Origin of the sequence: Xenorhabdus kozodoii (assembly GCF_002632875.1) — a bacterium.
Taxonomy (GTDB): Bacteria; Pseudomonadota; Gammaproteobacteria; order Enterobacterales; family Enterobacteriaceae; genus Xenorhabdus; species Xenorhabdus kozodoii.
On the sequence record NZ_NJCX01000009.1, the window covers coordinates 1 to 24,702 of the forward strand.

The following is a 24,702-nucleotide window of genomic DNA, read 5'->3' on the forward strand; positions in this document are numbered from 1 at the left end:
GGATCGGATAAGCTTTTACATCCCCTGCATTCAGCGTGATATCACCCGTTAACGGTTTTCCATTGATTTTCCGGCTAGCAGGAACCGCATTTTTCGCCAACTCCGCAGTTCCCTGTAAACCGAGGTTTTATGAAATTACGTAATGGGTTGATTCGTGCGTTAAAAACGGGTTTCAGACTACTGGATACGTTGAAATTCAACAAAATTTTAGTTCAATAAACGTGCAAAAAGTGAGTTTGGAGGGGCGTTGGGTGGTTTTGAGTGAAATCTATCCAAATGTTGGTTGATTCGGTGTGGAATGTGAGGCAGAGGGTGGTGGGGTTGTGATAAGCAAAAGCCCTCGTGCGGAGGGCTGAGAGGTTTACATGTTATACAAATTAGCATTAATTAATGATGGATGAAGCATTTCCTTTTTCTATAACGCCGGCTCTCATTTTATAATTACCAAGGATCTTGACTGTTTTGGACTCTTTCATTGCATCAAATAGCAAATCTGTTTCGTCTTTTTCAATAAATCCTGTATTAACTGAAATCGAGAATGAATGATCAGATTCTGGGGTTTTACAGGTAACCGTTAGGCTATCGGTATTTTTTTTAATACTTTCGATTTCAACCTCAAGAGTTAACTCTGAGTTTTCCAATTTCTCTGATGGATTCTTAATAATAGACTGTATATCTTTGTTAGATAAAGAAATGTTTGTTAATCCACTCACGCTTATATTATCCGCATCACTTGCTGATTTAAGAATTTCTGTATAAGCTTTGGTGCCATGGCTCTCTATATCAATCATTTTTTCTTTCAAATCATTATCTTGTGTTTTATTCATTGCATTCAGCATCCCATTCTTCAGGATTATTAATCTTTCGTTTTCTGTTTTTTGGGACTCCGCTGTTCTTTGGGCTGATATCTGCTCCATATTCTCTTTATGGATATTGTCAGCTACTTTTGATGCAACCCATCCTCCGCCTATAACGCTGCTAATGAACAGGACACATATTGTTTTTTGTCGAGGTGTCATGCCGTTCATAATTTTCTCACAAGCTTCACCAATAGATTTAAATAAGTTAGTTAAATTGGTAATAATTTCTGTAGAACCAGCATTTATCACAAACGTTAGTTCGAGCGCTTTTTTGTCTTGCGCGGATAATTTTTGTAAATTATCCGTATTATAACGTATGATAGAGAAAACTTTATTTAACTCAGTTTGAAAATCACTAATTCCCTGAGCTAAAGATGAAGTTATTCCTCCACAGTATTTTGTTTCATTGCCTTGAATCTTAAATTTAACACTTTGAAATACGGTAAAATTTAATTTTGTGACATCGACCTCGAATGAAGGTTCATTCAACGTTCGTTCAACAAGATGCTCGAATTGCCCAAACGAACTAATGTCCAAGATACCATTGTCAGTCACGATATATCCTTAACAAAGTAGTTAATAAAAATCTATCCCTATTGCATAATAAAAATTATCATACCTCTTTTTTCTTCTTCCCATCCGAGCCACTGTGTGGCACACCATACTAATTAACTTCTCTTAATATATGATCAGAATATTCCTAATCTGTGAAGTGGAAAGGGAGCTAATTTATTGAAATGTGATAAAAAATATATTTCAAATTGATACTGTGTTGGTGGGTGATAATATCAATGAGTTATTTAAGTGCTTATTTCGGCGCAATGAGACAGATAACCCAAAATAATTGGGTCAGTTACACTATGACCAGACGCCAAATATGTCGTCTGATTAGATATCAATGAGTTATCACCTAAGTGGGAATTCCCGCTTTGCTAAAAGGTGTTGGGATTTCCTCAACACCCAAGATGTGATATCACGCTTTGAGGTGATCAGAATCTTGACCATCTACGAGAACTATAACGATTTCCTTTATAGTTGATTACCCTGAGAGTTATAGGGTAGGTTTCTGGCCTTTGTGTCTGCATCTTTGAACAATATGCATGTGTTCGACTCCTGAGTTAGCGGAAAAAGGAAGAGTCAAACAAAACTGATATATTTTGCTCAAGTGTTCATTTTTATTTACTAAATTTTTCTGTGTATAGTGGTGTGTGTAGTTTTATTTTTATATTTAATATTATTGTTTTAAATCAATATGTTGATTGACTTGTTCGAATCTCTCCTCCTCCGCCATCTACACTTCTGGCAGCATCTCTTAAAGTCTACTTTCCCCAGTAAAATCAACGAAAAATCCCAAATAAAGCGCTATTAACGTCTACGGGCACCTATTGCAATGTATCTAACAGCCCAAGTTGAAACAGTAAAACCCCAAGATAAAGATTCTAAGCTATCGGATGGCGGCGGTTTATATCTGCTGGTAAAGACAACCGGCTCTAAATACTGGCGGCTGAAATACCGCATTGCAGCAAAAGAAAAGTTACTCGCCATTGGTACTTTTCCGCTTATTACTCTGGCAGAGGCCAGAAGAAAGCGTGATGAAGCCAAGAAACTGATAGCCGAAGGTATTGATCCCAACCAAGATAAAAAACAAAAGAAACTGGCGGCTCAGGGAGAAATCAGTAATACCTTTGAAAGTATTGCGCGTGAATGGTAGGAGGGAAGAAAAGACAGGTGGTCTGTTGGTTATCGTGAAGATATGATGGATGCATTCGAAAAAGACGTTTTCCCTTATATTGGTCATCGCCCGATTGCTGAAATAAAACCCCTCGAATTATTAGACCTCCTTTCTATTATGGAAAAGAGAGGCGTCACCGATAAATTAAAGAAAGTCCGTCAACGCTGTGGTGAAGTTTGGACGTATGCAATCATTACTGGCAGGGCAGAATATAACCCAGCTCCAGATTTAGCGAGTGCTTTTATCCCCCATCAACGCGAACACTACGCTCACCTTTCAGTAGATGAATTACCTGAATTTCTCCGTTCCATTGATAAATATATGGGAAGCCAGATAGCCAGAACGGCTTTACGAATGCTGATATTAACGGGCATTCGTCCGGAGAAATCCGCAAAGCTGAATGGTCAGAAATTAATTTAGATAAGGCTGTTTGGACAATTCCAGCCGAAAAAATGAAAATGCGCCGTACTCATGTAGTGCCATTATCAGAGCAAGTTATCGATTTATTGAAGCAGATTCAGCCTATCAGCGGCAGTTATCAGTATGTTTTTCCAAGCCGTAGATTTTTCACAACTCACCCTCACATAACATACCCAGCCCAATTCAGCCCTATATAGCGGATATGACACTGAAAATAACCATATTTAGACGTCAATAAATAACCAATGGGGGGGAATTGAGAAGTTGTTGGGGGATTGGGGGAAATGTGGGTGGGTGGTAGAAGATTCGGTGTGGAATTTGAGGTAGGGGGAGATTAAAGAATAAAATAAACCCGCAGAAATTGCGGGTTGGTATAAGTTGCATATATCGTGGCTTTAAGCGGCTTTTACTATGTATAAAAATGCGATATAGCGAGGGTGTGTTTCAGCTCCACCAGTACTGCTGGTCGTGTCGTTATAATACAAAAATGTATTATTGTCATGATCTGTACTACCTGAGCCTAGGGAATTATTATACCCATCAGGTTGCCACTCCCAGTTTGTAGCACCACCAATAGAGCCACTGTTTTCGCTATAATATCGGTCACGATAATCATGTGTGTGTGATTGGATTTGACTAGGCTTTGCAGATAACACATTAATAGTTGGATCAAGTCCACGTCCCGCATCTGCACCACGAATAAACTCAGCTCTTAAATCAGGTAATCTGCCTGATGGATAGGCAAGGGCAAGTTTCGGATATCTCATTGTATCAAATGAGTCACCGTTACATATCAGCCAGCCTTCTGGTGGCGTTTCTGTTGGCCAAGGAACAGGGACGCCAACAGGTAGAGCTAAGTTTGCGTTGTTATTGGTATTCTGGTTAGCTGTATTGGCGAGATCATATGCTGCCTTAACTGCCTTTGGCGTTGCCGCCATAGTTTCGCTATCACTGCCAACATCATTACTCAGGACTACAAATCCCTTATCTTGCAGCGTTGCATCTGGATGATTACGGCTTTGGGCGTGTTCTTCTATCGCTTCCTTGATTGAATCTTTGACATATTCCGGAGTCGGAACGACAACAAGACCATCATTTCCTAAGACCTGTGTTTCAGGTTTTTTATCTTGCATAGCTATTCCCTCATTTAATCAACAATACACATTGTTAAGTAACATGAAGGCGGGAGACTTCTCCGCCTGTGAACATCAATAAAATTGGTTCATCAATACTGGAGAATACATCTTGACTAACTGCAATGGGTGGGTGGGATGAATGTTTTGATGGCAGGATGGCATAAAATGACAGGCGGGGAATTAATGAAATTTATCAGATGACTGATAAAATGTATTAGTCCAGATTAGATCTGACAACATTCGTTAATATATTCGGGCTGTCTGGCAGTGGAAGTACATTAAATCACTTCAGTAGCTTGTCGATTTTTGAGTGACGTTCGTCGTAGGGACTTACTTTTATACTTAAAGCGGATAGGTGAATAGCCTATATGGTATAGCGGTTATCATTTCAGTACTCCATTAATGATGAAGTAACAATCGAATAATTTCATTAAAAGGCTGAGTGACATGAAAATTATATCTGGCGTAATTATAACATTATTATCTTTTTTATTAACACCTTCACTCTTTGCTGTAGAAAAGAATACTAATATAAAAAATCAGCCTGTTTTTTCTGCTGAATACAATGTGGAACTAAAGAGTTCCTCTATTTCTGAAAATAGCCTCACGATGACCAAAATAAGGACTGAATGCATGTATGACAGCGGCGCAGATCAGATAAGGATTGAGCCTGGTAACCAGCAAAGTGTTTACTTACAAGACAACGATAATTTATTTAGTGGCTGTGCATTTGGGGCTAAGTGGGTGGAATGGGCGGTTTCTAATGACTCTATGAGTTGCACTTTGTATTTTGAACATGGATACGATTCGGGTTGGTACACTGTGATTAAAGGGTGCCCGGATATTGTTAGAAGTGCCGTTTGCAATGAAGATGCCAACTGCAATCAAATTAGAGTCTACGGAAGTGAACCGAATATAAATATAAATGTGGAATTCCTTGTTCGGTGAATCTGGTGACTTCCGTAGCTATGCAAAAAGGCGGAATTTCCCGCCTTAATTCGGCCTGCTTCCGTTTCGACCGGAAACGCGAAAATAACCATAGTGTAGTGGTCAAGAAATGCCGGACACATTTCTGGCCTTTTCCCACCGCCTTTCGTATTCAGCAGGAAAAATCCCCCCATTAAAGCTATGAGGACGGATGTCATTGTAATACCCGCCCAAATAATCGGTGATATCCCTCATGGCATCATGAATGTCCCGATAGCCTTCTGGCGGGATCCATTCACTCTTCAAACTCCGGAATACCCGTTCCATCGGTGAATTATCATAGCAGTTGCCTCTGCGGCTCATGCTTTGGATAAGCTTATTTTGCCAGAGCAGGCGGCGAAACCGTTTGCTGCTGTATTGACTTCCCTGGTCAGAATGAAAAACCAGCCGGCCTTCAAGATGACGGGTTTCCAGGGCATGATTCAATGCCCGGCAGACCAGTTCCGCATCCGGCGAAGAAGCGATGGCCATCCCAACAACCCGGCGGGAAAATAAATCTATTACCACGGCCAGATAGCACCCTCCCTCTGTTGTCCGAATATACGTGATGTCTCCGCACCCGTGGGTATTTGGGCATACCGGGGCAAACTGTTGCCGCAAGAGATTCGGCGAAGCGGGATGCTCTTCACCGGCCGGGCGATAACGGTGGGCCCCCGGTTGACAGTTTTGGAGACTAGGCGCTGTATTGAAGACGGCGGCTCAGACTATTGGCAGCAAGGGATTGACTCGCACAAGCCTGAGCATTGGGAAAATAAACCTATAGAGGGGCAAATTATCCAGGCCCTCAATTGGCTGATTATCCAGTTCCCCAATTTCAGCATCGACGGGTTAGCCACGCGAAGAGGCAAAGAATACGAACACCGACCGCAACAACTGATCGATAGTGAAATGTTTTACCGTGAAGTAGAAAGCTGCTTACGCTGGTTAGTACGTCATAACCTGATACACGCTAAAACCAAGCAGATAAGCAAAACGGGGTATTCCACATCGTATAAGTTCAAACATATTGTTGAGCGCGAGAATGCCAATAAATTTAGTCATACCGACGAGCCTTTTTATATCCGCAATGTGGCTTTCATTGTTGCAATGGTGATCGCTGGTTACAAAGTCTGTGCAGAAGATACTGGCTCAATGAATGCTCTGTTCAATATCTCAAAAGCGGAAATCAAGAAATCAGGAATTTTGAATTAGCGGCGTTGTCGAAAATCGACAATGAAAGAAAGTGACTATCCAATTGAAATTTAAAAGTAATTTTGTAATTTTTGAGATATCAAAAAATTGAGCGATAATTAACTGACAACGATTTAACATTATATATTATTGATTTTAAATCATAATTTATCTCATTGTCGGTTTGTCGGTGTTGTCGGTAACTTTTCACTATATATACAAAAAAAATAGCACAGGATAAAGAGCCGCTGATAAATTTGCGGCTCCAATATCTGAAATGTATTACATATAGTCTGACCACTACAACGAACAGGGATGAAGTGTATGTTCTTACAATGGGTTAAACGAGTATTCATCTGGATAATAAAAGATATTTTCGATGAGATTAGGGGGCTTGCATCAGCAATGTTTGGAATATTAGCTGTATTAGTCGCAATCTGATCTGACAGTTACCGGTTATTTATACAGGTGTCTGTCAGGTTAAATCTGGTTCAGATTTTTTTCTGCCCAGAGCCGTTTTCCATCAAGTAATGTTTCCATTGGGGTTCGACCACAACACATTTTACCTTGATGTGTTCTTTCATTATTGTAATGCCATAACCAGTTGTCCAGATCCGCTTGTAAGCTTTCCAGATCACTATACAGTTTTTTAGGAAACGTGATTTGATAAAACTCTTGTAAAATCGTTTTGTGGAACCGTTCACAGATCCCATTGGTTTGCGGTGACATCGCTTTGGTTTTTGTATGGTCGATATCATTAATCGCTAAATAAAGTTGATAATCATGATGCTCAACACGCCCACAGAACTCAGTTCCTCGGTCTGTGAGTATTCTTAGCATTGGAAGCTGTTGTGACTGATAGAACGGTAATACACGGTCATTTAGCAAGTCAGCGGCGGTAATCGGTGTTTTACTGGTATACAGCTTGCAATGGGCCATTTTCGAGTAAGTATCTACGAACGTCTGCTGGTAAATCCGTCTGACACCCATCACTTTACATGCTTTAGAAACGTTGCCAAGTTCTTCGGCTAAATTAAGTAAACCGACTTTGTGCTTAATAATAGGATTGTTAGTATATAGCATGAGAGTTACCTCGTGTTTTGTTTAAGATTTGGACATCTATATCAAAACCGGTAACTCTCAACTTTTCAAGTTGAACTGTCAGACCAAGTCGCGACTAATACAAATAAATGCATAACTAACCCGCCTCGGCGATTTTTATGGTATGGAGTCCCTTTTTGCCTGATTTATAAAAATAATGCTACGTAGGTGGATATTTATTCTTAACTAATATATGATTTTTCCCATCAGAAACTCAGTATTTAATCCGGCTTAGTACAGGAGTTGTCATGAACCTAATACAAACAGACAGAGTAACCCTTCTAATTTAGTCAATGGTTAAATTTTATATTAGAAGGGGGCAATATGAGTTATTCAAAGATTGATATAGAGCACTGGGATAGAAAAACGCATTTCTTGTATTACCGTAATGCCGCGCAATGCGGGTTTAGTCTAACAACAAAAATTGATATTACCCATCTGTTATCGTTATTGGTAGAGAAACGATATAAATTCTATCCAACTATGATTTATTTAATATCAAAAGTTGTAAATTCTTACCCTGAGTTCAGGATGGCTATAAAAAACGAAGAATTAATTGTGTGGGATAGTGTCAATCCTGCGTATACAATCTTTCATAAGGAAGCAGAAACATTCTCATCGATTTGGACTGAGTTTAATTCTAATCTGACAGAGTTTATGGAAAGCTATATTGCTGATTATGAAATCTACAAAGATGATATTTGCTTTTTTTCTAAACCAGAACTACCTGAAAATCATTTTCATATATCATCATTGCCGTGGGTGAATTTTGATGGATTTAATTTAAATGTTGCGAATTTTACGGATTATTTCCCACCCATATTTACAATGGGAAAATTCTCCAAAAATGGAAGTCGAGTTCAGTTACCTTTGGCAATTCAGGTACATCATGCTGTTTGTGACGGTTTCCATGTTGGGCGTGTTATTAATAAATTACAAGAGTTATGTGATAATTTTAGTTAAAGTTAGCTAAATTATTTATGATTTCGATATGAGATTAGACCGTAAATATCCTAATAACCATCAGTTAACACTGATGGTTATTTGTTTTTAGATGGATCTCTATGTTAATATTTCTTTCATTTATTTCTGTTGTAGGTGACCTGATTAGGGTCACCTACATAGATTGGTCGAGTTTTATAATATTTAAAAAAATATTATTTTCCGGTTAAATCGATAGCAGGATCATCGGGTATATGGTTTTTATTAATACGCTGATGTAAACCAAAATCATCTGAGTCGTTTTCCATAGAGAATAGATCATATCCTTTCTGAATATAATTATTTTCAATACCCATCCAATTGGCAATGCCGTCTACTAGCATTAAACCGGATTTGAAAACCTTATATTGTGTTCTATGAGTATCATCGCTGGATACCTTCAATAAAGGAATGTCGTAATGCCTTTTGCTTTCTCGGCTATTATTAAAGACGATTTTTTCGTCAATCTCTCTATGAGCTAGTCCATGATCTGCGAAATAAATCATGGAATAACTTCGACCTGAAATTTTGTAATTTTCGGATAAAACTTTGTTAATTTTACTTAATATTTCATCTGTTTTCTGTATTGAAGCGATATAGCATGATAAGTAATCATATTTTTTATCTTTGACTTGAATTATGCGGTGGTAATCCCCACTTTTTAAGAAAAACGTGTAATCACTTTTATCAGCAATTGCTGATACTGGTGTATCATAATAACCTAAATAACCCTGGTTAGATAACCAATAAGTACTGATGCCTGCTGACTTAACTAAATCAATTAACCCAAGGCTGTAATCTGGTTCCCAATTCTTTTTATTTGATTTAGTCAACATCAGTCGTAAAGAAGATACGGTATTTGTTCCTCCACTGGTAAAGCCATCGATTATTACACCATGGGTTTTATCCATAAATGGTGTATTTTTTAGATGGCAATAAAAGTTGTGATATATACCCGTCGCCTTTCAAGATGCGTTTTATATCTCCCCGCGCAGCGGGGAGATATAAACACTCCCGTTGGTTTGCAAACTGCAACTTGAAGTTGGATTGGTATAGGTCATAATAGTAAGATTTTTATGTTCTTTTTATAACCAGTATAGTGAACAGATCAGACTAATTATAAGGTGTTTTCCTGTTATAAAGGGTATTAACCGTCACTATTATGTGGTGTATTTGTCAAAAAATAGACGGTCAATGACTGTTTTTAGGGCAATTTCCTTATTTTCGCATCCACAACCACGCCAACAATATGTACATGCTTGTTAAGCGGGATCATATTGTATTGAGGGTTCAATGGCTTTAAAAACGCATCATATCCTTCTGTAATCAGTTGCTTGAAAGTCAGTTCTTTCTCTCCATCGAGTTTTGCTACGACTAATTTGTTAGGCGTTGGCTTAATTTCTGGATCAACTAGAATGATCATACCTTGCGGTATGCTTAGTGGTCCATTCGGCGATACCATTGAATCACCTTTTACTTCCAGCCAAAAAGCACGTTGTGAACATTCAGCACTGGTTTCGTATGACTTTTCAGTGGGGCTTATTTGGTATTGTGATGCAGGATCTTCGCACCAATCGCCGGCATTTACCCAGTCCAATAGTGGGTATTGCTTGTGAGAGAGTAAATAGCGGGCAAATCCCTCATTATCATCGTCGAGAACGGAGATGAGTTCTCTCGCTTGTTTATCCAGCGACGGGCTGAAATCTGCAATTTTAACTTTCAATTTTTTGGCAAAAAAGATCGCCATCTCCAGGTTAAGGGGGTTTTTCCCGTTGAGATAGTGTGAAATTGCACCTTGTGTCTTGCCTATTTCTTCTGCAAGCGTTTCTTGAGTGATACCAAGCTGATCTTTTTTGGACTCAAATATCTCTTTTAAACGCGCGGCTTCTGCAAGTTGTTCTGTTGTGAGTTTCTTTTTCATGCCCTCATTTTAATACCATCGCTATTAAAATGTTAAATACTAAAAGTATTGATAAATTTAGTACTTTGGGTATTATTCAGGGAGAGAAGGAGGAAAGGTATGGAAAAAATCCCACTATCAGAATATGTAAGATTAAATGGCCAAACCAAAGCAGCACGTTTGGTGGGCGTCCATCAAACGGCGATCAGCAAGGCATTGCGTTCGGGGCGTAAAATATTTTTGATTCGCCAGGAGGATGGAACCTACAAGGCAGAAGAATGCCGACCGTTCCCCAGCCAAAAGCAGGAGTATTGTGAATAGCGAAGATATCAGGAGTATGATTAATTCGTCTCTATTATAGATTAAACTTAATTATCTCACTGATTTTATTAAAGTGTTTTTTGTGTATATTGCTGGGGAAGAAAACGTGAACTCTAACATTGGTCATTACTTCAGAGCGATAGGGAGCATTTTGGATATTATGCCCGCAAATGATTACCGCGATGCCTTAGATGCTGGTTCGTTAGATGAACATTTACTTGAAAATAAAGAGATATCTCATTGTCTTGATGCGTTTCCATCCCCTGAAATATTAAAAAGTTATGAGTCAATTTTACCAGGTTACGCTGAAAGGGTGTTTGCTCTCAGAGAGAAAGAGCAGGTTTTTCAACATGAAAGGCAGAATAAAGCGTTGGAAGGATTGATCAGCAGAGAGAGAAGAGGCCAATGGATGGGCTTTTTCATTACGATATTTATCTTAATTATCGCGACTGTTTTTGCATTTAGAGGAGAAATGTTATTTGCGGGGACTTTAATCACCATTGATTTGGTCGGGTTAGTTTCTGTCTTTGTTATTGGTCGAAAATTAAACATTAAATAATTTCAGAATAATATTAAATTTTATCTTGGAAACACGTAACTACCCTATCAGGGCTAATACTATTAAATAATTAATAATTGTAGCCTAATCAATTTATTCTGTTATAGAAAAAGAAATAAATAGTTATTATTCTGTGCCTAACGAATATTTTTCAGGGCTATTTATATCCAATTAATTTCAAGTTACACTGCAAACAATCAAGCAATGACTTGAAGTATTCATGGGATACCCCTATCTGCTAAAGGAATCTAATTTTGTCTGATTCAGTCCTATTTTCTGCAATAAAAAGGCCAGAGGCTGGCGTGCAACTGGTATTTTTTCATCATGCCGGAGGATCTAGTTTTTCCTACATTGAGTTGGCTCACAAGTTATCGGCATTTATTGAAGTTTATTGCTTGGAGCTTGCGGGCAGGGGAATGCGTGTTACAGAGCCTTTTCAGGTGGATGGTGAAATTGTTTTGTCCGATATCCTTGCTGCAATAAAGCAATTAAGGTTAGGGGAGGATAAACCTTTATTACTGTTTGGACACAGTTTGGGGGCAGAGCTGGCTTATCAGGTTGCTTGTAGGCTTGAGAATGAATTACCAGAAAAGCAGTTAGCCCTCGTTATCTCTGCCCGTGGTTTTAATGATCCTGAAGGCTGCATAAATAAGCCATTTGAGGAATACTCTGACTCTTATGTCCTGAATATCCTTGAACAATGTGAAGGGACACCGGCAAATGTTCTTGCTAATCCTGCATTGCGTAATTATGTGATCAAGACGATGAAAAACGATTTAATTCTATTGGATTCCTTGTCTCGATTACCTAAGGCGAAGTTAAATATCCCTACCTGTGTGATAGGAGGAGACAGGGATAATCGAGTTTCTGTTTCTCGGTTGGCAGAATGGTCGCAAGTGCTACCTGTACCCATAGAACAACAGATTTTCACAGGAGGGCATTTTTATTTGTTCAAAAATAATGAGATAGTTTCCTGGATCGAAAAACAGGCCAGAAAACTCGCAGGATAAATCTAATCGACTCGCCAAGCCGTAATTTAATCGATAACGCAATAATGGAAAAGCAATGCCCAAATATCAAGAAAAGAAAATCACAGTTAATGATGCCCAATTGGTGTATCTTCATAATCATGAGAATAACAAAACCCCCTTATTGTTTCTGCATGGGGCGTTGGCTGACAGTTATATGTGGAGTCAACATCTAATTGAGCTGGAAGATACGGTGTCGCCAATGGCTTTGAGTTTACGCCATTTTGGCGGTTCTTCAAAAGTCGGTAATTTTGGTATTGAAACCCACGCTAATGATGTTATTGCAGTTATCCGAAAAATGAATTGTTCTTCGTTACATCTGGTTGCATGGTCTTATGGTGCTGATGTCGCATTATTGGCAGTATTAAAAGCGCCTGAATTATTTCGTAGCCTTTTTCTTTATGAGCCTGGATATCCATCTCATTTAACTGAGGATGATTTAGCACTATTTATGGCGGATGCCCAGGCTATGTTTGGTCCTTTATTTGCAGCAACAGGGATAAGAAAATTGCCTGAGATGGTAGAAATTCTGATTGAGGGTTCAGGAAATCGGAAAGGTTATTTTGCATCACAACCTGAAGCTGTGCGTATGGTACAATTAGCTCAGGCAGATACGGTAATTAAGCAATTGGATCAGAAAGAGAGACCAGATATAAACGTCAATGCTCTAGCGACAATAAAATTGCCTGTGCATATTGCTTACGGTGAATACTCTCGCCCGTTATTTCAACTTGTTAGTGCGTCAGCGGCAAGAAATATTCCTAATTGCCAATCGGAAATTGTCACAAGGGTAACGCATATGTTTCCTATAGAGCAACCCGCTGCTTTCAGTGCAAGGATAAAGAATTTTATTCGGGGTGTATGATTTAAGTGATAGCCACTTTATGATGTGGTACACGATTATTGGCTTACCTCTGTTACAATCTATTAATAATGAGATATTTTATATCAATGGATGGATAAGTGATCAAATAGGAGAAAGTGAGTGATGTCAGGAAAAATAAGCGTTCAAGGTCCGTTTTTTGGCAAAAAAATAGTGATTGTTCATGGATATACTGCTTCACCTTCATCACATTGGTTTCCTTGGTTAAAAGAGAAACTGACTGAACAAGGCGCAGAAGTTATCATACCAGCAATGCCTGAAACATTACCCCCTAAACCTGAAACTTGGGCTAATATATTGATGGATATTGTACCTGAGGCGGACAACGATTCAATTTTCATTGGCCATAGTCTCGGTTGTATCACGCTATTACGGCATTTAGAAGCGATACGCTCCCGGCAACTTCATATTGGTGGATATATTTTAGTCTCTGGATTTGACTCTCCTCAAATTAATTTACCCGAATTGGCGCCCTTTACTGCCAATCCGTTAGACTACGTTTTCTTACGTGAAATAACTCAACACCGTATTTCGCTTATTTCTTCTGATGATAGAATTGTTTCTCCGCAATCTTCCCAGGCTTTGGCTCATTCTTTACAAACAGAGGTCATTAATATTGCTAATGGTGGGCATTTCCTTGATAGGGATGGATTCACTTGTTTGTTGCCTGTTTATACCATCCTGGAAAATATGCTGCTGGAATAAGTATATACCAATCTAACTTCAAGATGCGTGTGATTTATTTTCTATTTGAGAGAGTGGACACTCTCTCAAAAACAAAATACCCATTTAAAACATTATACTATTTTAGCATTATGAATTAGATGCGAAATGGCGATTGATTTAGTGCCTGAGTTTGGGTAAGAAATTATCCGTTAGGAAAAAACAGAAAACTCTTCAATGGGTCACAGGCCAAGTTATAGTGCGGAACTTAATTTTCGTTGTCAGTGTTAGTCAGATAACCTTAAATCACATTAATGGTTTTGGTGTCATTATGTAATGTGTAATGACATTTTTTATAAAAATCAATGGATGTTATTTTTCTTTCTATTGTTTTTTGATAATTAAAGTAAATAAGCTAATGTGATATTATTTCTTTTGCTATTGATGGAAAAATGTCTGATTTAGACTAAAATTTATAGATATCTAATAAAGTAAAAACTAATTTTTTATAAATGCTTATTGTTGATTTGGTTCATTTACAGGGGATTATAATTTTACTCTTATCTTACATTATGATGTGAAAACATAAATTAAATTTCTTAAATATGACGTTCTTATTTCATGTTTTCATTAAATTATACAAACGAGGCCAATAACAAGTAGTGGGCGAAGTTAATTATAACTCAATGAATTATATATACCAATCCAACGTCAAGTTGCAGCCTGCAAGACAATGTGAGTGTTGATGTTTCCCCGCTGCGCGGGGAAATATCAGGCGCATCTTGAAAGGCGATGGGCATAGTTGAGTTGGCTTTAAGTCTGTTTTGTTTAAGTGTTTGAATATGAGGGACTATTATTATGAAAAATATTAAATTAATTCCACATGGCGTATTCAATTTATTTGTTTTAATGCTATTATCCACAATATCAACCTCAGTGTTTTCTTCAGCAGAACATCCAATAACCATTAATAATCAAACAAATTACACAATAACAGTATACTCGCCTCCATCCTATGGGCGTTGTACATATAAACCACGAGAAGGCGAACCCGATTTCATAACAGTAGCTCCAGGACAAAAAGGTGTTTTTATTTGGGAGGATAAAGATGGTTTTGGGCCTTGCTTCTTTGAGGAAAAATTTACCTCTTTTAAGTTCATTACACAGGATAATAAATTGTTGTGGACTGGCCGTATTGGCATGATAGAACAAAAAGATGGGTATATTGATCCACCTTATTTTTATGGATTATTTTACTCCAAACAGTATTGTCCGGCACGTTTAGAGGAGCTGACCCCAACATCAGATGGCGCACCACCTCCCTTTTTTATCCAAGCCTCCTTCAATTCGACTCCGATACCGATAGGGCCTCTTTATGATATGTATAATTATAGAGCAGAAACTATGCACGAATCGAACAGTGGCTGGGCTATTACTCTCACTCAGCCACCTGAAGGAACATATCTTCATGATGCAGGTGATCCTGAATATTGGACTTGCTACGACTAATTGATAATAAGCGCTTTTATACCTAATAGATTGAAAAATACAGTGTAATAGCAAGGACGGATCCCCAAGGGCATAGATAACTTTGTTCTTGGGGTAAGGGATCTTTATAAATATCAGAGTCTCACTATTATAAAACGGTATTTAGGGGGATATTAACTATATACCAATCTAACTTCAAGATGCGTGTGATTTCTCCCCGCGAAGCGGGGAGAAATCAAGTTTCATATAGTGTTGTAAATTGCAACTTGAAGTTTAATGCGTATAAAGACCAGTGAGTTATTTTAAATATGCTTCATCGGCTATGAGGTTTGACTATCATTTAAAATCTGGACAGTATAAGTCGTATTTTTATCGATAAGTGAAGATATTATTGCTTTATTGCTTGCAGTGTTTAAACTGTTCACCCCTGAATGCACACCTTAAAGTACACGAATTGAAATACATAAAATTATGTTATCTACCCATGAATATGCGAATGATCTAATCTTGTTTGCCCTGATTGTTGATTGTGGGTCTTTCAGCAAAGCGGCAGAGAGTGCAGGTATCACAAGTTCAGTCATCAGTAAGCGTATTGGGCGATTGGAAAAATCTCTAGGGGCACGTCTATTATATCGAACTACGCGCAGTCTTACCCTGACTGAGAATGGGCGGAAACTTTATCAGCACGCTAAAGAAATTAGCATACGGACTCAGGACGCCTTGCATGTTGTCAGTGAAAAAAGTGATGAACTCACAGGTGTGATCCGGATGTCTGTGCCGACGGTATCAGGTGAGTTACTTTTGAGCGAAAAAGTGGCGGAATTCTGTAGTCTCCATCCTAAATTAAAAGTAGAAATACGGTTAGAAAATCATTTTGTTGATTTGGTCAATGAAGGTATTGATTTAGCCATTCGGACAGGCACGATGCCAGATTCCAGCTTGATTGCCAGACCCATATTGAATTCACGCTGGGTCATTGTCTGTTCTTCCGGTTATCTGGATAAATATCCGCAACCACAATCAGCGGAAGATCTTCTCCAGCATAATTGTCTGACCTACACCCATCAGGAAAGCGGTACTGCCAACTGGCTAATGAAACGGCCAGGTAGCGGTGATATTTATGAGTTACAGGTAAACGGCAATTTTTCCTCAAATAATGCATTGGCTATCCATAAAGCAGTATTAGGCGGATTTGGTATTGCGATGGTGCCGCGTGTCATGGTGTATGAAGATTTGCAGGCAGGAAAACTACTGGAAATACTTAAGGGATGCAGTGGAAAAGTATTAGGTGTTTATGCGGTTTATCCTTACACCCGAAATTTACCCCTAAAAATCCGAATGCTGATTGAGCATATCGTGGTTTCTTACAAAAATATCAATCATTATTTCTAATATTTTTCTCTGCCGGAGTACAAATAACCGGCAGGGATTATGTCATTTTTAGATATAGTCTATTGAAAATTCATGCTTAATTAATGTGAGCTACATATTATTTCAATCAAATCATATTTTATATCCAATTGATTTATATTGATTTAATTATTTTTGGTTAGATTGGCGAGTGATTGTCGGTTTATATTATTTCCGATGGTTAAAAAATCCCAGCATAGGTGCTTAAGAAAAGTTGTGATTATAATGGCGCGGTTATGAAGAATTAACTTTTCAGCTACATTTCTGATCTTATAAAAATAATCATCTGAGGAACTTATGCCCTTATTTTTCAGCATCGCGCCGATTGTCCTGCTGATTTGGATGATGACCAAACGTAATGGCATCCCATCCTTTATTGCTTTACCGTTGACAGCCATCATTGTTTATTTCATACAATTACTTTGGTTTGACAGTCAGCCTGTATTATTACATGCCAATATTATTACGGCCCTGATTTCCGTCTTTACTCCCATCACGATTATTTTAGGCGCAATATTACTGAATAAATTGATGCAGATCAGTGGCGCTGAAGATGTCATACGCAATTGGTTAGAAAATATCAGCCCCAACCCCGTCGCCCAATTAATGATTATTGGTTGGGCGTTTGCATTTATGATTGAAGGTGCCAGTGGTTTTGGTACGCCAGCAGCGATAGCTGCCCCTATATTGGTTGGATTGGGATTCAATCCCCTGCGGGTTGCTTTGTTGGCTCTGGTGATGAATTCTGTTCCTGTTTCTTTCGGGGCGGTAGGAACACCAACCTGGTTCGGTTTTGCTAATCTTGGATTACAGGAAGATAATTTGTTGGAAATTGGGCGCTTGAGTGCGTTGATCCACTTTGTTGCTGGTTTTGTTATTCCTTTACTGGCCTTGCGTTTTATTGTGTCGTGGCAGGAAATCCGCCAAAACAGCCTGTTTATCATCTTGAGTATATTAAGTTGTACGGTGCCTTACCTGTTGCTGGCCCAAATTAATTATGAATTTCCGGCGTTGGTGGGGGGCGCTATTGGATTAGCGATATCGGTAGTGCTTGCCCGTATGGGGATTGGCATAAAACGTTACGAAAGAAGACATGATTTGCCACAGATTGTGCCTTTTAACAAAGTCATCAAGGCCATGATACCGACCTTGTTATTGATCGGAATTTTGATTATTACCCGTATCCATCAATTAGGTATCAAGGCATGGCTGAATAATGCTGAGATCAATTGGCAACTGCATTTAGGCTGGCTGGGTGATCTGAGCGTCAGTAAGTCGTTAGTGATCAATTTGCAGCAAGTATTGGGAACCTCAGCTTCTGCCAGTTACAAGACATTGTACGTACCGGCAATTATTCCATTCCTGTTAGTCGTATTGATGTGCATTCCATTGTTTCAGTTAAACCGCTATCAAGTGCAACGGATGTTCTGTGAAACAGGCTCCCGCATTTTCAAGCCATTCATTGCACTATTTGGTGCCTTAGTGATGGTAAATATGATGATGTTAGGGGACGAAAATGCGCCTGTGATTATTATTGGTAAGGCGTTGGCTGCCATGACAGGGGAAAGCTGGCTGTTGTTCTCTTCATTTTTAGGGGCATTAGGGTCATTTTTTTCAGGCTCTAATACGGTTTCCAATCTGACATTCGGCGGGATACAGCATTCAATCGCGTTGAACAATGGCATGAATGTTAATTTGATGTTGGCTCTGCAATCTGTTGGCGGGGCGATGGGTAACATGGTTTGTTTGAATAACATTATTGCTGTTTGCTCTATTTTGGGGATCACCAACGCAGAAGGCCAGATTATGAAGAAGACAATTTTACCCATGCTGGTCTATGGGGGAATTGCGGCTGTCATGGCCTTGATTCTGGCATCTTAAAAAATGTGCGAATAACTTTTCAATATTAAGGTACATATTATGATTATTTCCGCTTCAACGGATTATCGGGTTGCAGCACAAGCTAAGTTACCGCCTTTTCTGTTTCACTATATTGATGGCGGAGCCTACGCAGAACATACCCTTAAACGTAATACCGCAGATTTATCCAATATTGAGTTACGCCAGCGTGTACTGAAGGATATGTCCGAATTAAGTCTGGAAACCAGCTTGTTCGGGGAAAAAATGTCAATGCCGGTGGCACTTGCCCCTGTTGGGCTAACAGGCATGTATGCACGCCGTGGTGAAGTGCAAGCTGCTCGTGCTGCGGCCAAAAAAGGGATCCCATTCACTTTGTCGACGGTATCAGTCTGCCCGATTGAAGAAGTCGCTCCTGCCATAGATCGCCCAATCTGGTTTCAGCTCTATGTGCTAAAAGATCGTGGCTTTATGCGTAATGTATTGGAAAGGGCACAGGCGGCGGGGGTCAAAAATCTGGTATTTACCGTTGATATGCCGGTTCCTGGGGCGCGTTATCGTGATGCACACTCCGGTATGAGTGGCCCGAATGCAGCCATGCGTCGTATCTTGCAGGCGGTGACTCACCCTCAATGGGCGTGGGATGTCGGCTTGTGGGGCAAACCCCATGATTTGGGCAATATTTCCGTGTATCGTGGCAAACCCACTAAATTGGAAGACTATATTGGTTGGTTAGGCAGTAATTTTGATCCCGCCATTTCATGGAAAGATTTGGAATGGATCCGTGATTTCTGGAAAGAGCCAATGATTATTAAAGGCATCCTTGATCCCGCAGATGCTAAAGATGCTGTCCGTTTTGGGGCTGATGGCATTGTCGTTTCAAATCACGGCGGGCGTCAGCTTGATGGTGTTTTGTCAACGGCACGCGCTTTACCTGCGATAGCGGATGCCGTCAAAAATGATATTACCATTCTTACCGATTCTGGTATTCGGACGGGATTGGATGTGGTGAGAATGATTGCGCTGGGCGCCGATAGTGTTTTGCTGGGGCGTGCTTTTGTTTATGCGTTGGCAGCGGCAGGGGAAGCGGGAGTTTTCAATTTGCTGGATCTGATTGAGAAAGAGATGCGGGTAGCAATGACGTTAACCGGAGCGAGATCAATCTCGGAAATTACCCCAGATTTGCTGGTACGTCACCAAGGTTAATGGTAGGTGGTTGCCATTGTGGGTCAGCAGAAGATATTCTGCTGACCCTGTTTAAAATACCAATAGAACGGTATTCCTGCCTGACTGTGCTGATTTTTTTATCAAAAAATGAGGCGTTATATATTTTCGAGCAGGATCTCACCATGCGAAAAGAGTCTTGCTTTACCTGTCAGGTATACACGATCCCCTTCAACTCGACATAACAACTCACCACCACGTTCAGATAATTGACGAGCATAAAGCTCAGTTTTATTGAGACGCTTTCCCCAGTAAGGGGCAAGAACACAATGGCTGGAGCCTGTGACAGGATCTTCATTGACGCCTTTGGCTGGCGCAAAATAGCGTGAAACAAAATCAACGGGTAGGTCACCGAGCGCGGTAATGGTAAGCCCTGGCAGGGGCAAGGCTGCAATTTTATCAAAATCAGGCTGGGTATTGATGATTTGTTCTGCGGAATCTAATACACAAATATAACGATCCTGTGAAGCTAACACGGCGGAAACATTTTGTCCCAAGGCATCTTGTATAACAGGGATGAGGGTATTTTCTTCATGGCAATCAGCGAGAGGAAAATCCAAGATAAAAACGCCGTCTTGATGAGAAACCCTCAGCTCACCGGAGCGACTTTTGAATGTGAGCAACGTCTCTTGAATGTTGCGATAGGTTATCAGGACAAATGCGCTTGCCAAGGTTGCATGTCCACATAAATCAACTTCGACTTTGGGGGTAAACCAGCGCAGATGGTTTTCCACCAAAAAAGCAGTTTCTGGGAGGCCAATTTCAGCCGCGATAGAAACCAGGGTTTCATCTGTTGGCCATTTATCCAGCAAGACAACCGCCGCAGGGTTGCCAGAAAACGATTTTTCCGTAAAGGCATCAACATGGTAAATAGGATAGGAATGCATCAGGATCTCACGTCATTTTTATCATAAAAAACCAAATACAGAATGTTGAAACGGTATTGATTTGTAAAGAGTTATTTTATTTGGCTGCAAAATGTTCAGAGATTAGAGTATTGACCTCAGGTGATAATGGTTATTAAATAATAATTCGTTGTTATAGTCCCAATAAGGAAAGATATGAAAATCAAAGGAACCTATTGCCTGTTTTTGATTTTGTCAGTGTGGTTTTCTAACGCCCTGGCTTTTGATTTCAGTTACAAAAACGAGATACCTGCGGATAACAAACCCTCAAAAGAGTACCTGCAAAAGAGAAACAACCTGGAGCATAGATGGAACATGGAAGAAATGGCTAAAGATAATGCGCTAGCCGAAAAGCGGGAGAAGGAGCTGAAAGAATATGATGGTAGATTTGAGAGCCTGGGGGCTCACCATGATTGGTATAATAAGCAGCCATTTAATACTTATTCCTATATACAACAAATACAATCTATGCAACAGCAACATTTTGACCAGGATTTACAACGTTTCAGGAATCAAACTAAACATATCCGAGGGATAAACTAGATGTCATTAAGGAAGGATATGAAAATCAAAGGAGCCTATTGCCTGTTTTTCATTTTGTCAGTGTGGTTTTCCCAAGCTCAGGCTTTGGATTTAAGCTACAAAAGCGATATACCCGTGGATAACAAACCCTCAGAAGAGTACCAGAAAAAGAGGGGCAGCCTAGAGCACGAAAATTGGAACGCGGAGAAATTGGCTAAAGATAATACCTTAGCCGAGAAACGGGAGAAGGAACAGAGAGAACAACAAGATCAAACTATGCAACATCTTAGAGAACAAACTAAACGTCGTTGCTATAGGGAAACAAGGCAAAAATTAGAGAAAGAGCAAGGGAATGGTTATTCCTATGCTGATATTGCCGATGCTTGTGCTTTTTATTGATTGAACTAGCCAGTTGTTAGCGGAAGTTTAAACTTGTCTCTGACACTGTGCAAGGATGCGGGAAAATAGCGAAAGGATTCGCAATCGGCTTAAGGGCATGTGATGTATTTCTGTTTAAAACTGACTCATAAGTAAGTGAATGGCTAATGCGATAAATACCAAACCGGTGATTCGGTTTAGCGCAGTTTGTATTGATGGTTTATTGGATATCCGTGTATTTAAAAAACCGGATAAATAGGATATTAGTGTAAAAACCATAAAAGCAATTACAACAAACATGAAACCCAGACATAACAATTGAAGAGATACTGGAATGTAAATTGTATCGTTAGTCGTAAACTGAGGCAGAAAAGCTAAAAAGAAAATAATCACTTTGGGATTTGATAAGTTCATAATCAACCCCTTTTTAATCAGTTTTTTTGAGTCATTAAATTTGTCGGCATTGCCTTTAAGATGAATAGGTTTTGCCTTGAAAGCACCCCAGGCTAAATAGATCAAATAAAGTACGCCAAATAATCTAATAATTTCAAAGGCTATTGTGTTCGCTCTTATTATTGCTGCAATGCCTAATGAGACTAAAGATGTATGTATTACCAATCCAATACATAGACCAACAGTGATTAATACTCCCGATTTGCGCCCATTTATTGCAGACTGGCTTAAGACGAAAATATTATCAGGCCCTGGCAAGAAGCATAAGAAAGTTGAAATACTGATAAATGTAATGAGTGTTTCTATAGAAAGCATATTGATTACCGATGTTATATTAACTGATGTTGTCGTCATAAAAAGATGAACATCATATTAATATGGGCATTTTTTGAATAAAAGATGAAAAATCTACTTGTGGGTATGAATTAATTTCATACCCAGTTTTATCGTCCTGTCAAGGTGAGCTTTGATAAGAGGAAAACAGATATCCCTAAACCATCTATGCGCTGGATCTTGGTAATATTTCTCATGCCATAGCAAATAATATTGTTGTGCTTTAATATCAATAGGCAAATATTTTATTTTTAAATCATGGTGTTGGGCGAAATCAGCGGCAATATGCAGAGGTATGGTTAGCATGGTGTCTGTTTTTAACAATAACTCAATGGCGGCTTGAAAGAAGGGGACTGTAGCGTAAACATGACGATTTAGGTTCATTATTGCCAGTGTGTGATCGATGATACTGTCTTTATCTCCACCACCGCTAACCAGAATATGTCGACTTTCGATATAGTCGTTAATAGTTATACCAATCTAACTTCAAGTTGCCGTTTGTAAACCAACGAGAGTGTTTATATCTCCCCGCTACGCGGGGAGATATAAGACGCATCTTGAAAGGCGATTGGTATAGAGGTTTTCTAATTGTTGCATCAATGCTGGCAATTTCTTTTTCAGTTTCTCGCCTTTTCGGGTGAGAATAAATTGATTTGCTTCCCTCACGATAATTTTGTCATGAAAATCTTCACGTAGCTGATGTAATATTTTACTCATTGCGGATTGAGTGACACCCAATTGCTTTGAAGACTCAGTGAGATTCAGTGTTTGCAATATTGATAATAATGCGGGTAATAACTTGTAATTATTCAAGATGTGATTTCCATGATATGAAATATTTAAATAGCTTGGATTTTCATAATAGCGATACACACAAAGTATGGGGTTTCCTTACTCCTCGCAGGGCGAGGAGTAAGGAAATGACCTACATTGGGGATCTTATTTAACGATTAGTCAGTTATTGGCTGCTATTTAGGTAATAACAACCAGTTTATGTGTATCAGTGGATATTATCGTTGTTACCATACAAAGATGGCATCCCTTTAGGGCGAGTTTTGAACCGGCGATGCAACCACATATATTGATCAGGTGCCTGCATAATTTCCTTTTCGATCACCTTATTCATGAATATGGCTGCTTCTACTTCATCTTGCAGAGGAAAATTGTCCACAGCGGGCTGAATAATTAACTCATACCCCTCGCCATTCGGCAACCTTCGGGGAGTAAAAGGGACCAATGCAGGTTTAGCCAAACGGACAAGAATTGAGGTTCCGGTGGTGGTTGCGGCATGTTCAACAGCAAATAATGGGGCAAATACGCTGTTACGTGGGCCGTAATCGTGATCAGGGGCATACCAAACAATTTCGCCATTTTTTAGGCATCGGATCATACCCTTAACATCTTTCCTGTCCAGCATATACTTGTTGGAACGGAGTCGTCCCCAGGTTTGTAGCCAATCCATGACAGGATTGTCATTTGGGCGATAAACACCAATACCTGGATTCAGCATACCCAACATACGCGCGCCTAATTCCAGTGTTAAGAAATGGATACCAATGACGATAATTCCTTGGCCTGCGGACTGCACCTTTTGGATATGTTCCTTTCCCGTGACTTTGAACCAACGCTCGATCCGCCAGTCAGGCCAAAACCAGGCCATCCCAGTCTCAAACACACCCATTCCAACCGACTCGAAATTTTTGACTAACCATTCGTGCCGTTTCTCGGCCGGCATATCAGGGAAACAAAGTGCCAGATTGCGCTCTGCAACTTTGGCCCGTTTTTTTAAGAAGCGCAGCGATAATCGCCCCAGTCGGGTTCCCATCCAATAAATTGCTGGATAGGGTAGCAAAACCAATAAATAAAGTATGCCAATGCCTAGCCAAGTCAGCCAGTGGCGGGGGTGTAAAAGTGAACGACAAAAAGGAGGTGCTTGTATCATGTGTTTTCAGTATGTTATTTGTTATTTTGAATCGGTTTCAATCTATCTGAATCATAGATACCTAAGATAGGTTCTAAAAATCGTATTGGTGTATTGTGACACTTTTTAGTGGAATATCGAAATTTTGAGGCACTAAATATTAATTTGGTGATAATTTGTTCACCGGATCCACTGTTTGGCAAGCTCTTGCTATCTTTGACCATATCGTAGTCGCCATCCCAGGGTACTGACGGATGGAAAGACATAAATTTCTATCCGCTAACCGCCATTTTCGTTATGATACCCAGCCATCAATGGGGTGACCATTGAAGTTTTTATTTTTTGTAATCGAAATTCAGGAAAGTACACCATGCCTGTCTTTTAAGGCTCCATCCCTAGAGCCTTACCTTGTTTGCTTGAAGTAAAAATCATTTTAAATCAATCAAATAAAAAGTAACAATAAGCAACTA

At 39.5% G+C, this 24,702-nt stretch carries 24 protein-coding genes and 2 pseudogenes; 15 read left to right on the plus strand and 11 right to left on the minus strand.

The features are described 5' to 3' along the window. Positions 1 to 383: 383 nt before the first annotated feature. Positions 384 to 1,415, minus strand: coding sequence for a hypothetical protein (locus Xkoz_RS07385; RefSeq protein ID WP_099141550.1), 1,032 nt, complete (start codon positions 1,413 to 1,415; stop codon positions 384 to 386). An 835-nt stretch (positions 1,416 to 2,250) separates the two neighbouring features. Between Xkoz_RS07385 and Xkoz_RS07390 the strand changes: the two are divergent. Beyond that, positions 2,251 to 3,170 (plus strand): annotated as a pseudogene (locus Xkoz_RS07390) (tyrosine-type recombinase/integrase); the annotation flags it as partial. 237 nt (positions 3,171 to 3,407) lie between these two features. On the opposite strand, the gene Xkoz_RS07395 reads toward Xkoz_RS07390, so the two are convergent. After that, the gene (locus tag Xkoz_RS07395) at positions 3,408 to 4,145 is read right to left on the minus strand and encodes a phage tail protein (RefSeq protein ID WP_208615223.1); all 738 of its coding nucleotides are present in this window, start codon (positions 4,143 to 4,145) and stop codon (positions 3,408 to 3,410) included. Between the two features lie 450 nt (positions 4,146 to 4,595). Between Xkoz_RS07395 and Xkoz_RS07400 the strand changes: the two genes are divergently transcribed. Then, positions 4,596 to 5,096 (plus strand): hypothetical protein, encoded by a 501-nt coding sequence (locus tag Xkoz_RS07400; RefSeq protein WP_099141552.1) that lies wholly within the window; start codon positions 4,596 to 4,598, stop codon positions 5,094 to 5,096. 102 nt (positions 5,097 to 5,198) lie between these two features. Here the strand turns inward: Xkoz_RS07400 and Xkoz_RS07405 are convergent, their stop codons facing one another. Then, complete coding sequence (locus Xkoz_RS07405) at positions 5,199 to 5,735, minus strand: IS3 family transposase (protein ID WP_099141553.1); 537 nt, start codon at positions 5,733 to 5,735, stop codon at positions 5,199 to 5,201. 66 nt (positions 5,736 to 5,801) lie between these two features. On the opposite strand from Xkoz_RS07405, the gene Xkoz_RS07410 reads away from it, so the two are divergent. Then, positions 5,802 to 6,326 carry a hypothetical protein gene (locus Xkoz_RS07410; protein ID WP_141554401.1) on the plus strand — a complete coding sequence of 175 codons (525 nt, stop codon included), beginning with the start codon at positions 5,802 to 5,804 and terminating at the stop codon, positions 6,324 to 6,326. Between the two features lie 459 nt (positions 6,327 to 6,785). On the opposite strand, the pseudogene Xkoz_RS07415 reads toward Xkoz_RS07410, so the two are convergent. Next, positions 6,786 to 7,292 (minus strand): annotated as a pseudogene (locus Xkoz_RS07415) (integrase core domain-containing protein); the annotation flags it as partial. Between the two features lie 438 nt (positions 7,293 to 7,730). Here Xkoz_RS07415 and catA point away from each other — a divergent pair. Next, the gene (gene catA / locus Xkoz_RS07420) at positions 7,731 to 8,369 is read left to right on the plus strand and encodes a type A chloramphenicol O-acetyltransferase (protein WP_099141556.1); all 639 of its coding nucleotides are present in this window, start codon (positions 7,731 to 7,733) and stop codon (positions 8,367 to 8,369) included. Between the two features lie 194 nt (positions 8,370 to 8,563). Here the strand turns inward: catA and Xkoz_RS07425 are convergent, their stop codons facing one another. Together Xkoz_RS07425 and Xkoz_RS07430 are read right to left on the minus strand one after the other, a co-directional pair. Then, positions 8,564 to 9,340, minus strand: coding sequence for a sulfatase-like hydrolase/transferase (locus tag Xkoz_RS07425; RefSeq protein ID WP_339373916.1), 777 nt, complete (start codon positions 9,338 to 9,340; stop codon positions 8,564 to 8,566). Between the two features lie 251 nt (positions 9,341 to 9,591). Then, entirely contained in the window at positions 9,592 to 10,308 is a 717-nt protein-coding gene (locus Xkoz_RS07430) for a LexA family protein (protein WP_099141558.1), read from the minus strand. Positions 10,309 to 10,407: 99 nt separating this feature from the next. Here Xkoz_RS07430 and Xkoz_RS07435 point away from each other — a divergent pair, with 99 nt between their 5' ends. From Xkoz_RS07435 to lldD, 9 genes are all read left to right on the plus strand, one after another. Continuing rightward, positions 10,408 to 10,608 carry a Cro/CI family transcriptional regulator gene (locus tag Xkoz_RS07435; RefSeq protein WP_099141559.1) on the plus strand — a complete coding sequence of 67 codons (201 nt, stop codon included), beginning with the start codon at positions 10,408 to 10,410 and terminating at the stop codon, positions 10,606 to 10,608. A gap of 106 nt (positions 10,609 to 10,714) precedes the next feature. Continuing rightward, complete coding sequence (locus Xkoz_RS07440) at positions 10,715 to 11,167, plus strand: DUF2335 domain-containing protein (RefSeq protein ID WP_099141560.1); 453 nt, start codon at positions 10,715 to 10,717, stop codon at positions 11,165 to 11,167. Positions 11,168 to 11,421: 254 nt separating this feature from the next. Next, on the plus strand, positions 11,422 to 12,177 hold the full coding sequence (locus Xkoz_RS07445; protein WP_099141561.1) for a thioesterase II family protein: 756 nt from the start codon (positions 11,422 to 11,424) through the stop codon (positions 12,175 to 12,177). Positions 12,178 to 12,232: 55 nt separating this feature from the next. Further along, positions 12,233 to 13,060, plus strand: coding sequence for an alpha/beta fold hydrolase (locus Xkoz_RS07450; RefSeq protein WP_099141562.1), 828 nt, complete (start codon positions 12,233 to 12,235; stop codon positions 13,058 to 13,060). Positions 13,061 to 13,183: 123 nt separating this feature from the next. Continuing rightward, positions 13,184 to 13,783 carry an RBBP9/YdeN family alpha/beta hydrolase gene (locus Xkoz_RS07455; protein ID WP_099141563.1) on the plus strand — a complete coding sequence of 200 codons (600 nt, stop codon included), beginning with the start codon at positions 13,184 to 13,186 and terminating at the stop codon, positions 13,781 to 13,783. An 816-nt stretch (positions 13,784 to 14,599) separates the two neighbouring features. Beyond that, complete coding sequence (locus Xkoz_RS07460) at positions 14,600 to 15,250, plus strand: hypothetical protein (protein WP_099141564.1); 651 nt, start codon at positions 14,600 to 14,602, stop codon at positions 15,248 to 15,250. A gap of 450 nt (positions 15,251 to 15,700) precedes the next feature. Continuing rightward, positions 15,701 to 16,621, plus strand: coding sequence for a LysR family transcriptional regulator (locus Xkoz_RS07465; protein ID WP_099141565.1), 921 nt, complete (start codon positions 15,701 to 15,703; stop codon positions 16,619 to 16,621). Between the two features lie 315 nt (positions 16,622 to 16,936). Next, entirely contained in the window at positions 16,937 to 18,520 is a 1,584-nt protein-coding gene (locus Xkoz_RS07470; RefSeq protein WP_099141566.1) for an L-lactate permease, read from the plus strand. Between the two features lie 39 nt (positions 18,521 to 18,559). Then, positions 18,560 to 19,702, plus strand: a complete 1,143-nt coding sequence (gene lldD, locus Xkoz_RS07475; RefSeq protein WP_099141567.1) for an FMN-dependent L-lactate dehydrogenase LldD — start codon at positions 18,560 to 18,562, stop codon at positions 19,700 to 19,702. A gap of 116 nt (positions 19,703 to 19,818) precedes the next feature. On the opposite strand, the gene Xkoz_RS07480 is transcribed toward lldD, so the two are convergent. Beyond that, on the minus strand, positions 19,819 to 20,607 hold the full coding sequence (locus tag Xkoz_RS07480; protein WP_099141568.1) for a PhzF family phenazine biosynthesis protein: 789 nt from the start codon (positions 20,605 to 20,607) through the stop codon (positions 19,819 to 19,821). A gap of 174 nt (positions 20,608 to 20,781) precedes the next feature. Here Xkoz_RS07480 and Xkoz_RS07485 point away from each other — a divergent pair, with 174 nt between their 5' ends. Together Xkoz_RS07485 and Xkoz_RS07490 are read left to right on the plus strand one after the other, a co-directional pair. Next, positions 20,782 to 21,168 (plus strand): hypothetical protein, encoded by a 387-nt coding sequence (locus tag Xkoz_RS07485; protein ID WP_099141569.1) that lies wholly within the window; start codon positions 20,782 to 20,784, stop codon positions 21,166 to 21,168. Between the two features lie 18 nt (positions 21,169 to 21,186). Further along, positions 21,187 to 21,546, plus strand: coding sequence for a hypothetical protein (locus Xkoz_RS07490; protein ID WP_099141694.1), 360 nt, complete (start codon positions 21,187 to 21,189; stop codon positions 21,544 to 21,546). A gap of 114 nt (positions 21,547 to 21,660) precedes the next feature. On the opposite strand, the gene Xkoz_RS07495 is transcribed toward Xkoz_RS07490, so the two are convergent. The 4 genes from Xkoz_RS07495 to Xkoz_RS07505 form a co-directional block, all read right to left on the minus strand. After that, positions 21,661 to 22,332, minus strand: coding sequence for a LysE family translocator (locus Xkoz_RS07495; RefSeq protein WP_099141570.1), 672 nt, complete (start codon positions 22,330 to 22,332; stop codon positions 21,661 to 21,663). Between the two features lie 54 nt (positions 22,333 to 22,386). After that, a complete protein-coding gene (locus tag Xkoz_RS25885) occupies positions 22,387 to 22,791 on the minus strand; it encodes a LysR substrate-binding domain-containing protein (RefSeq protein ID WP_208615229.1) in 405 nt (134 codons plus the stop codon). Between the two features lie 51 nt (positions 22,792 to 22,842). Further along, entirely contained in the window at positions 22,843 to 23,124 is a 282-nt protein-coding gene (locus Xkoz_RS21875; protein WP_208615224.1) for a helix-turn-helix domain-containing protein, read from the minus strand. 187 nt (positions 23,125 to 23,311) lie between these two features. After that, complete coding sequence (locus tag Xkoz_RS07505) at positions 23,312 to 24,253, minus strand: Kdo(2)-lipid IV(A) acyltransferase (protein WP_099141571.1); 942 nt, start codon at positions 24,251 to 24,253, stop codon at positions 23,312 to 23,314. Positions 24,254 to 24,702: the final 449 nt, after the last annotated feature.

Coding starts and splice junctions, on each gene's coding strand:
- Xkoz_RS07490 (WP_099141694.1), top strand. CDS start 21,187: ATGAAAATCAAAGGAGCCTATTGCCTGTTTTTCATTTTGTCAGTGTGG.
- Xkoz_RS07495 (WP_099141570.1), bottom strand. CDS start 22,332: ATGACGACAACATCAGTTAATATAACATCGGTAATCAATATGCTTTCT.
- Xkoz_RS07485 (WP_099141569.1), top strand. CDS start 20,782: ATGAAAATCAAAGGAACCTATTGCCTGTTTTTGATTTTGTCAGTGTGG.
- lldD (WP_099141567.1), top strand. CDS start 18,560: ATGATTATTTCCGCTTCAACGGATTATCGGGTTGCAGCACAAGCTAAG.
- Xkoz_RS07465 (WP_099141565.1), top strand. CDS start 15,701: ATGTTATCTACCCATGAATATGCGAATGATCTAATCTTGTTTGCCCTG.
- Xkoz_RS07455 (WP_099141563.1), top strand. CDS start 13,184: ATGTCAGGAAAAATAAGCGTTCAAGGTCCGTTTTTTGGCAAAAAAATA.
- Xkoz_RS07470 (WP_099141566.1), top strand. CDS start 16,937: ATGCCCTTATTTTTCAGCATCGCGCCGATTGTCCTGCTGATTTGGATG.
- Xkoz_RS07430 (WP_099141558.1), bottom strand. CDS start 10,308: ATGAAAAAGAAACTCACAACAGAACAACTTGCAGAAGCCGCGCGTTTA.
- Xkoz_RS07435 (WP_099141559.1), top strand. CDS start 10,408: ATGGAAAAAATCCCACTATCAGAATATGTAAGATTAAATGGCCAAACC.
- catA (WP_099141556.1), top strand. CDS start 7,731: ATGAGTTATTCAAAGATTGATATAGAGCACTGGGATAGAAAAACGCAT.
- Xkoz_RS07395 (WP_208615223.1), bottom strand. CDS start 4,145: ATGCAAGATAAAAAACCTGAAACACAGGTCTTAGGAAATGATGGTCTT.
- Xkoz_RS07460 (WP_099141564.1), top strand. CDS start 14,600: ATGAAAAATATTAAATTAATTCCACATGGCGTATTCAATTTATTTGTT.
- Xkoz_RS07505 (WP_099141571.1), bottom strand. CDS start 24,253: ATGATACAAGCACCTCCTTTTTGTCGTTCACTTTTACACCCCCGCCAC.
- Xkoz_RS07450 (WP_099141562.1), top strand. CDS start 12,233: ATGCCCAAATATCAAGAAAAGAAAATCACAGTTAATGATGCCCAATTG.
- Xkoz_RS07480 (WP_099141568.1), bottom strand. CDS start 20,607: ATGCATTCCTATCCTATTTACCATGTTGATGCCTTTACGGAAAAATCG.
- Xkoz_RS07400 (WP_099141552.1), top strand. CDS start 4,596: ATGAAAATTATATCTGGCGTAATTATAACATTATTATCTTTTTTATTA.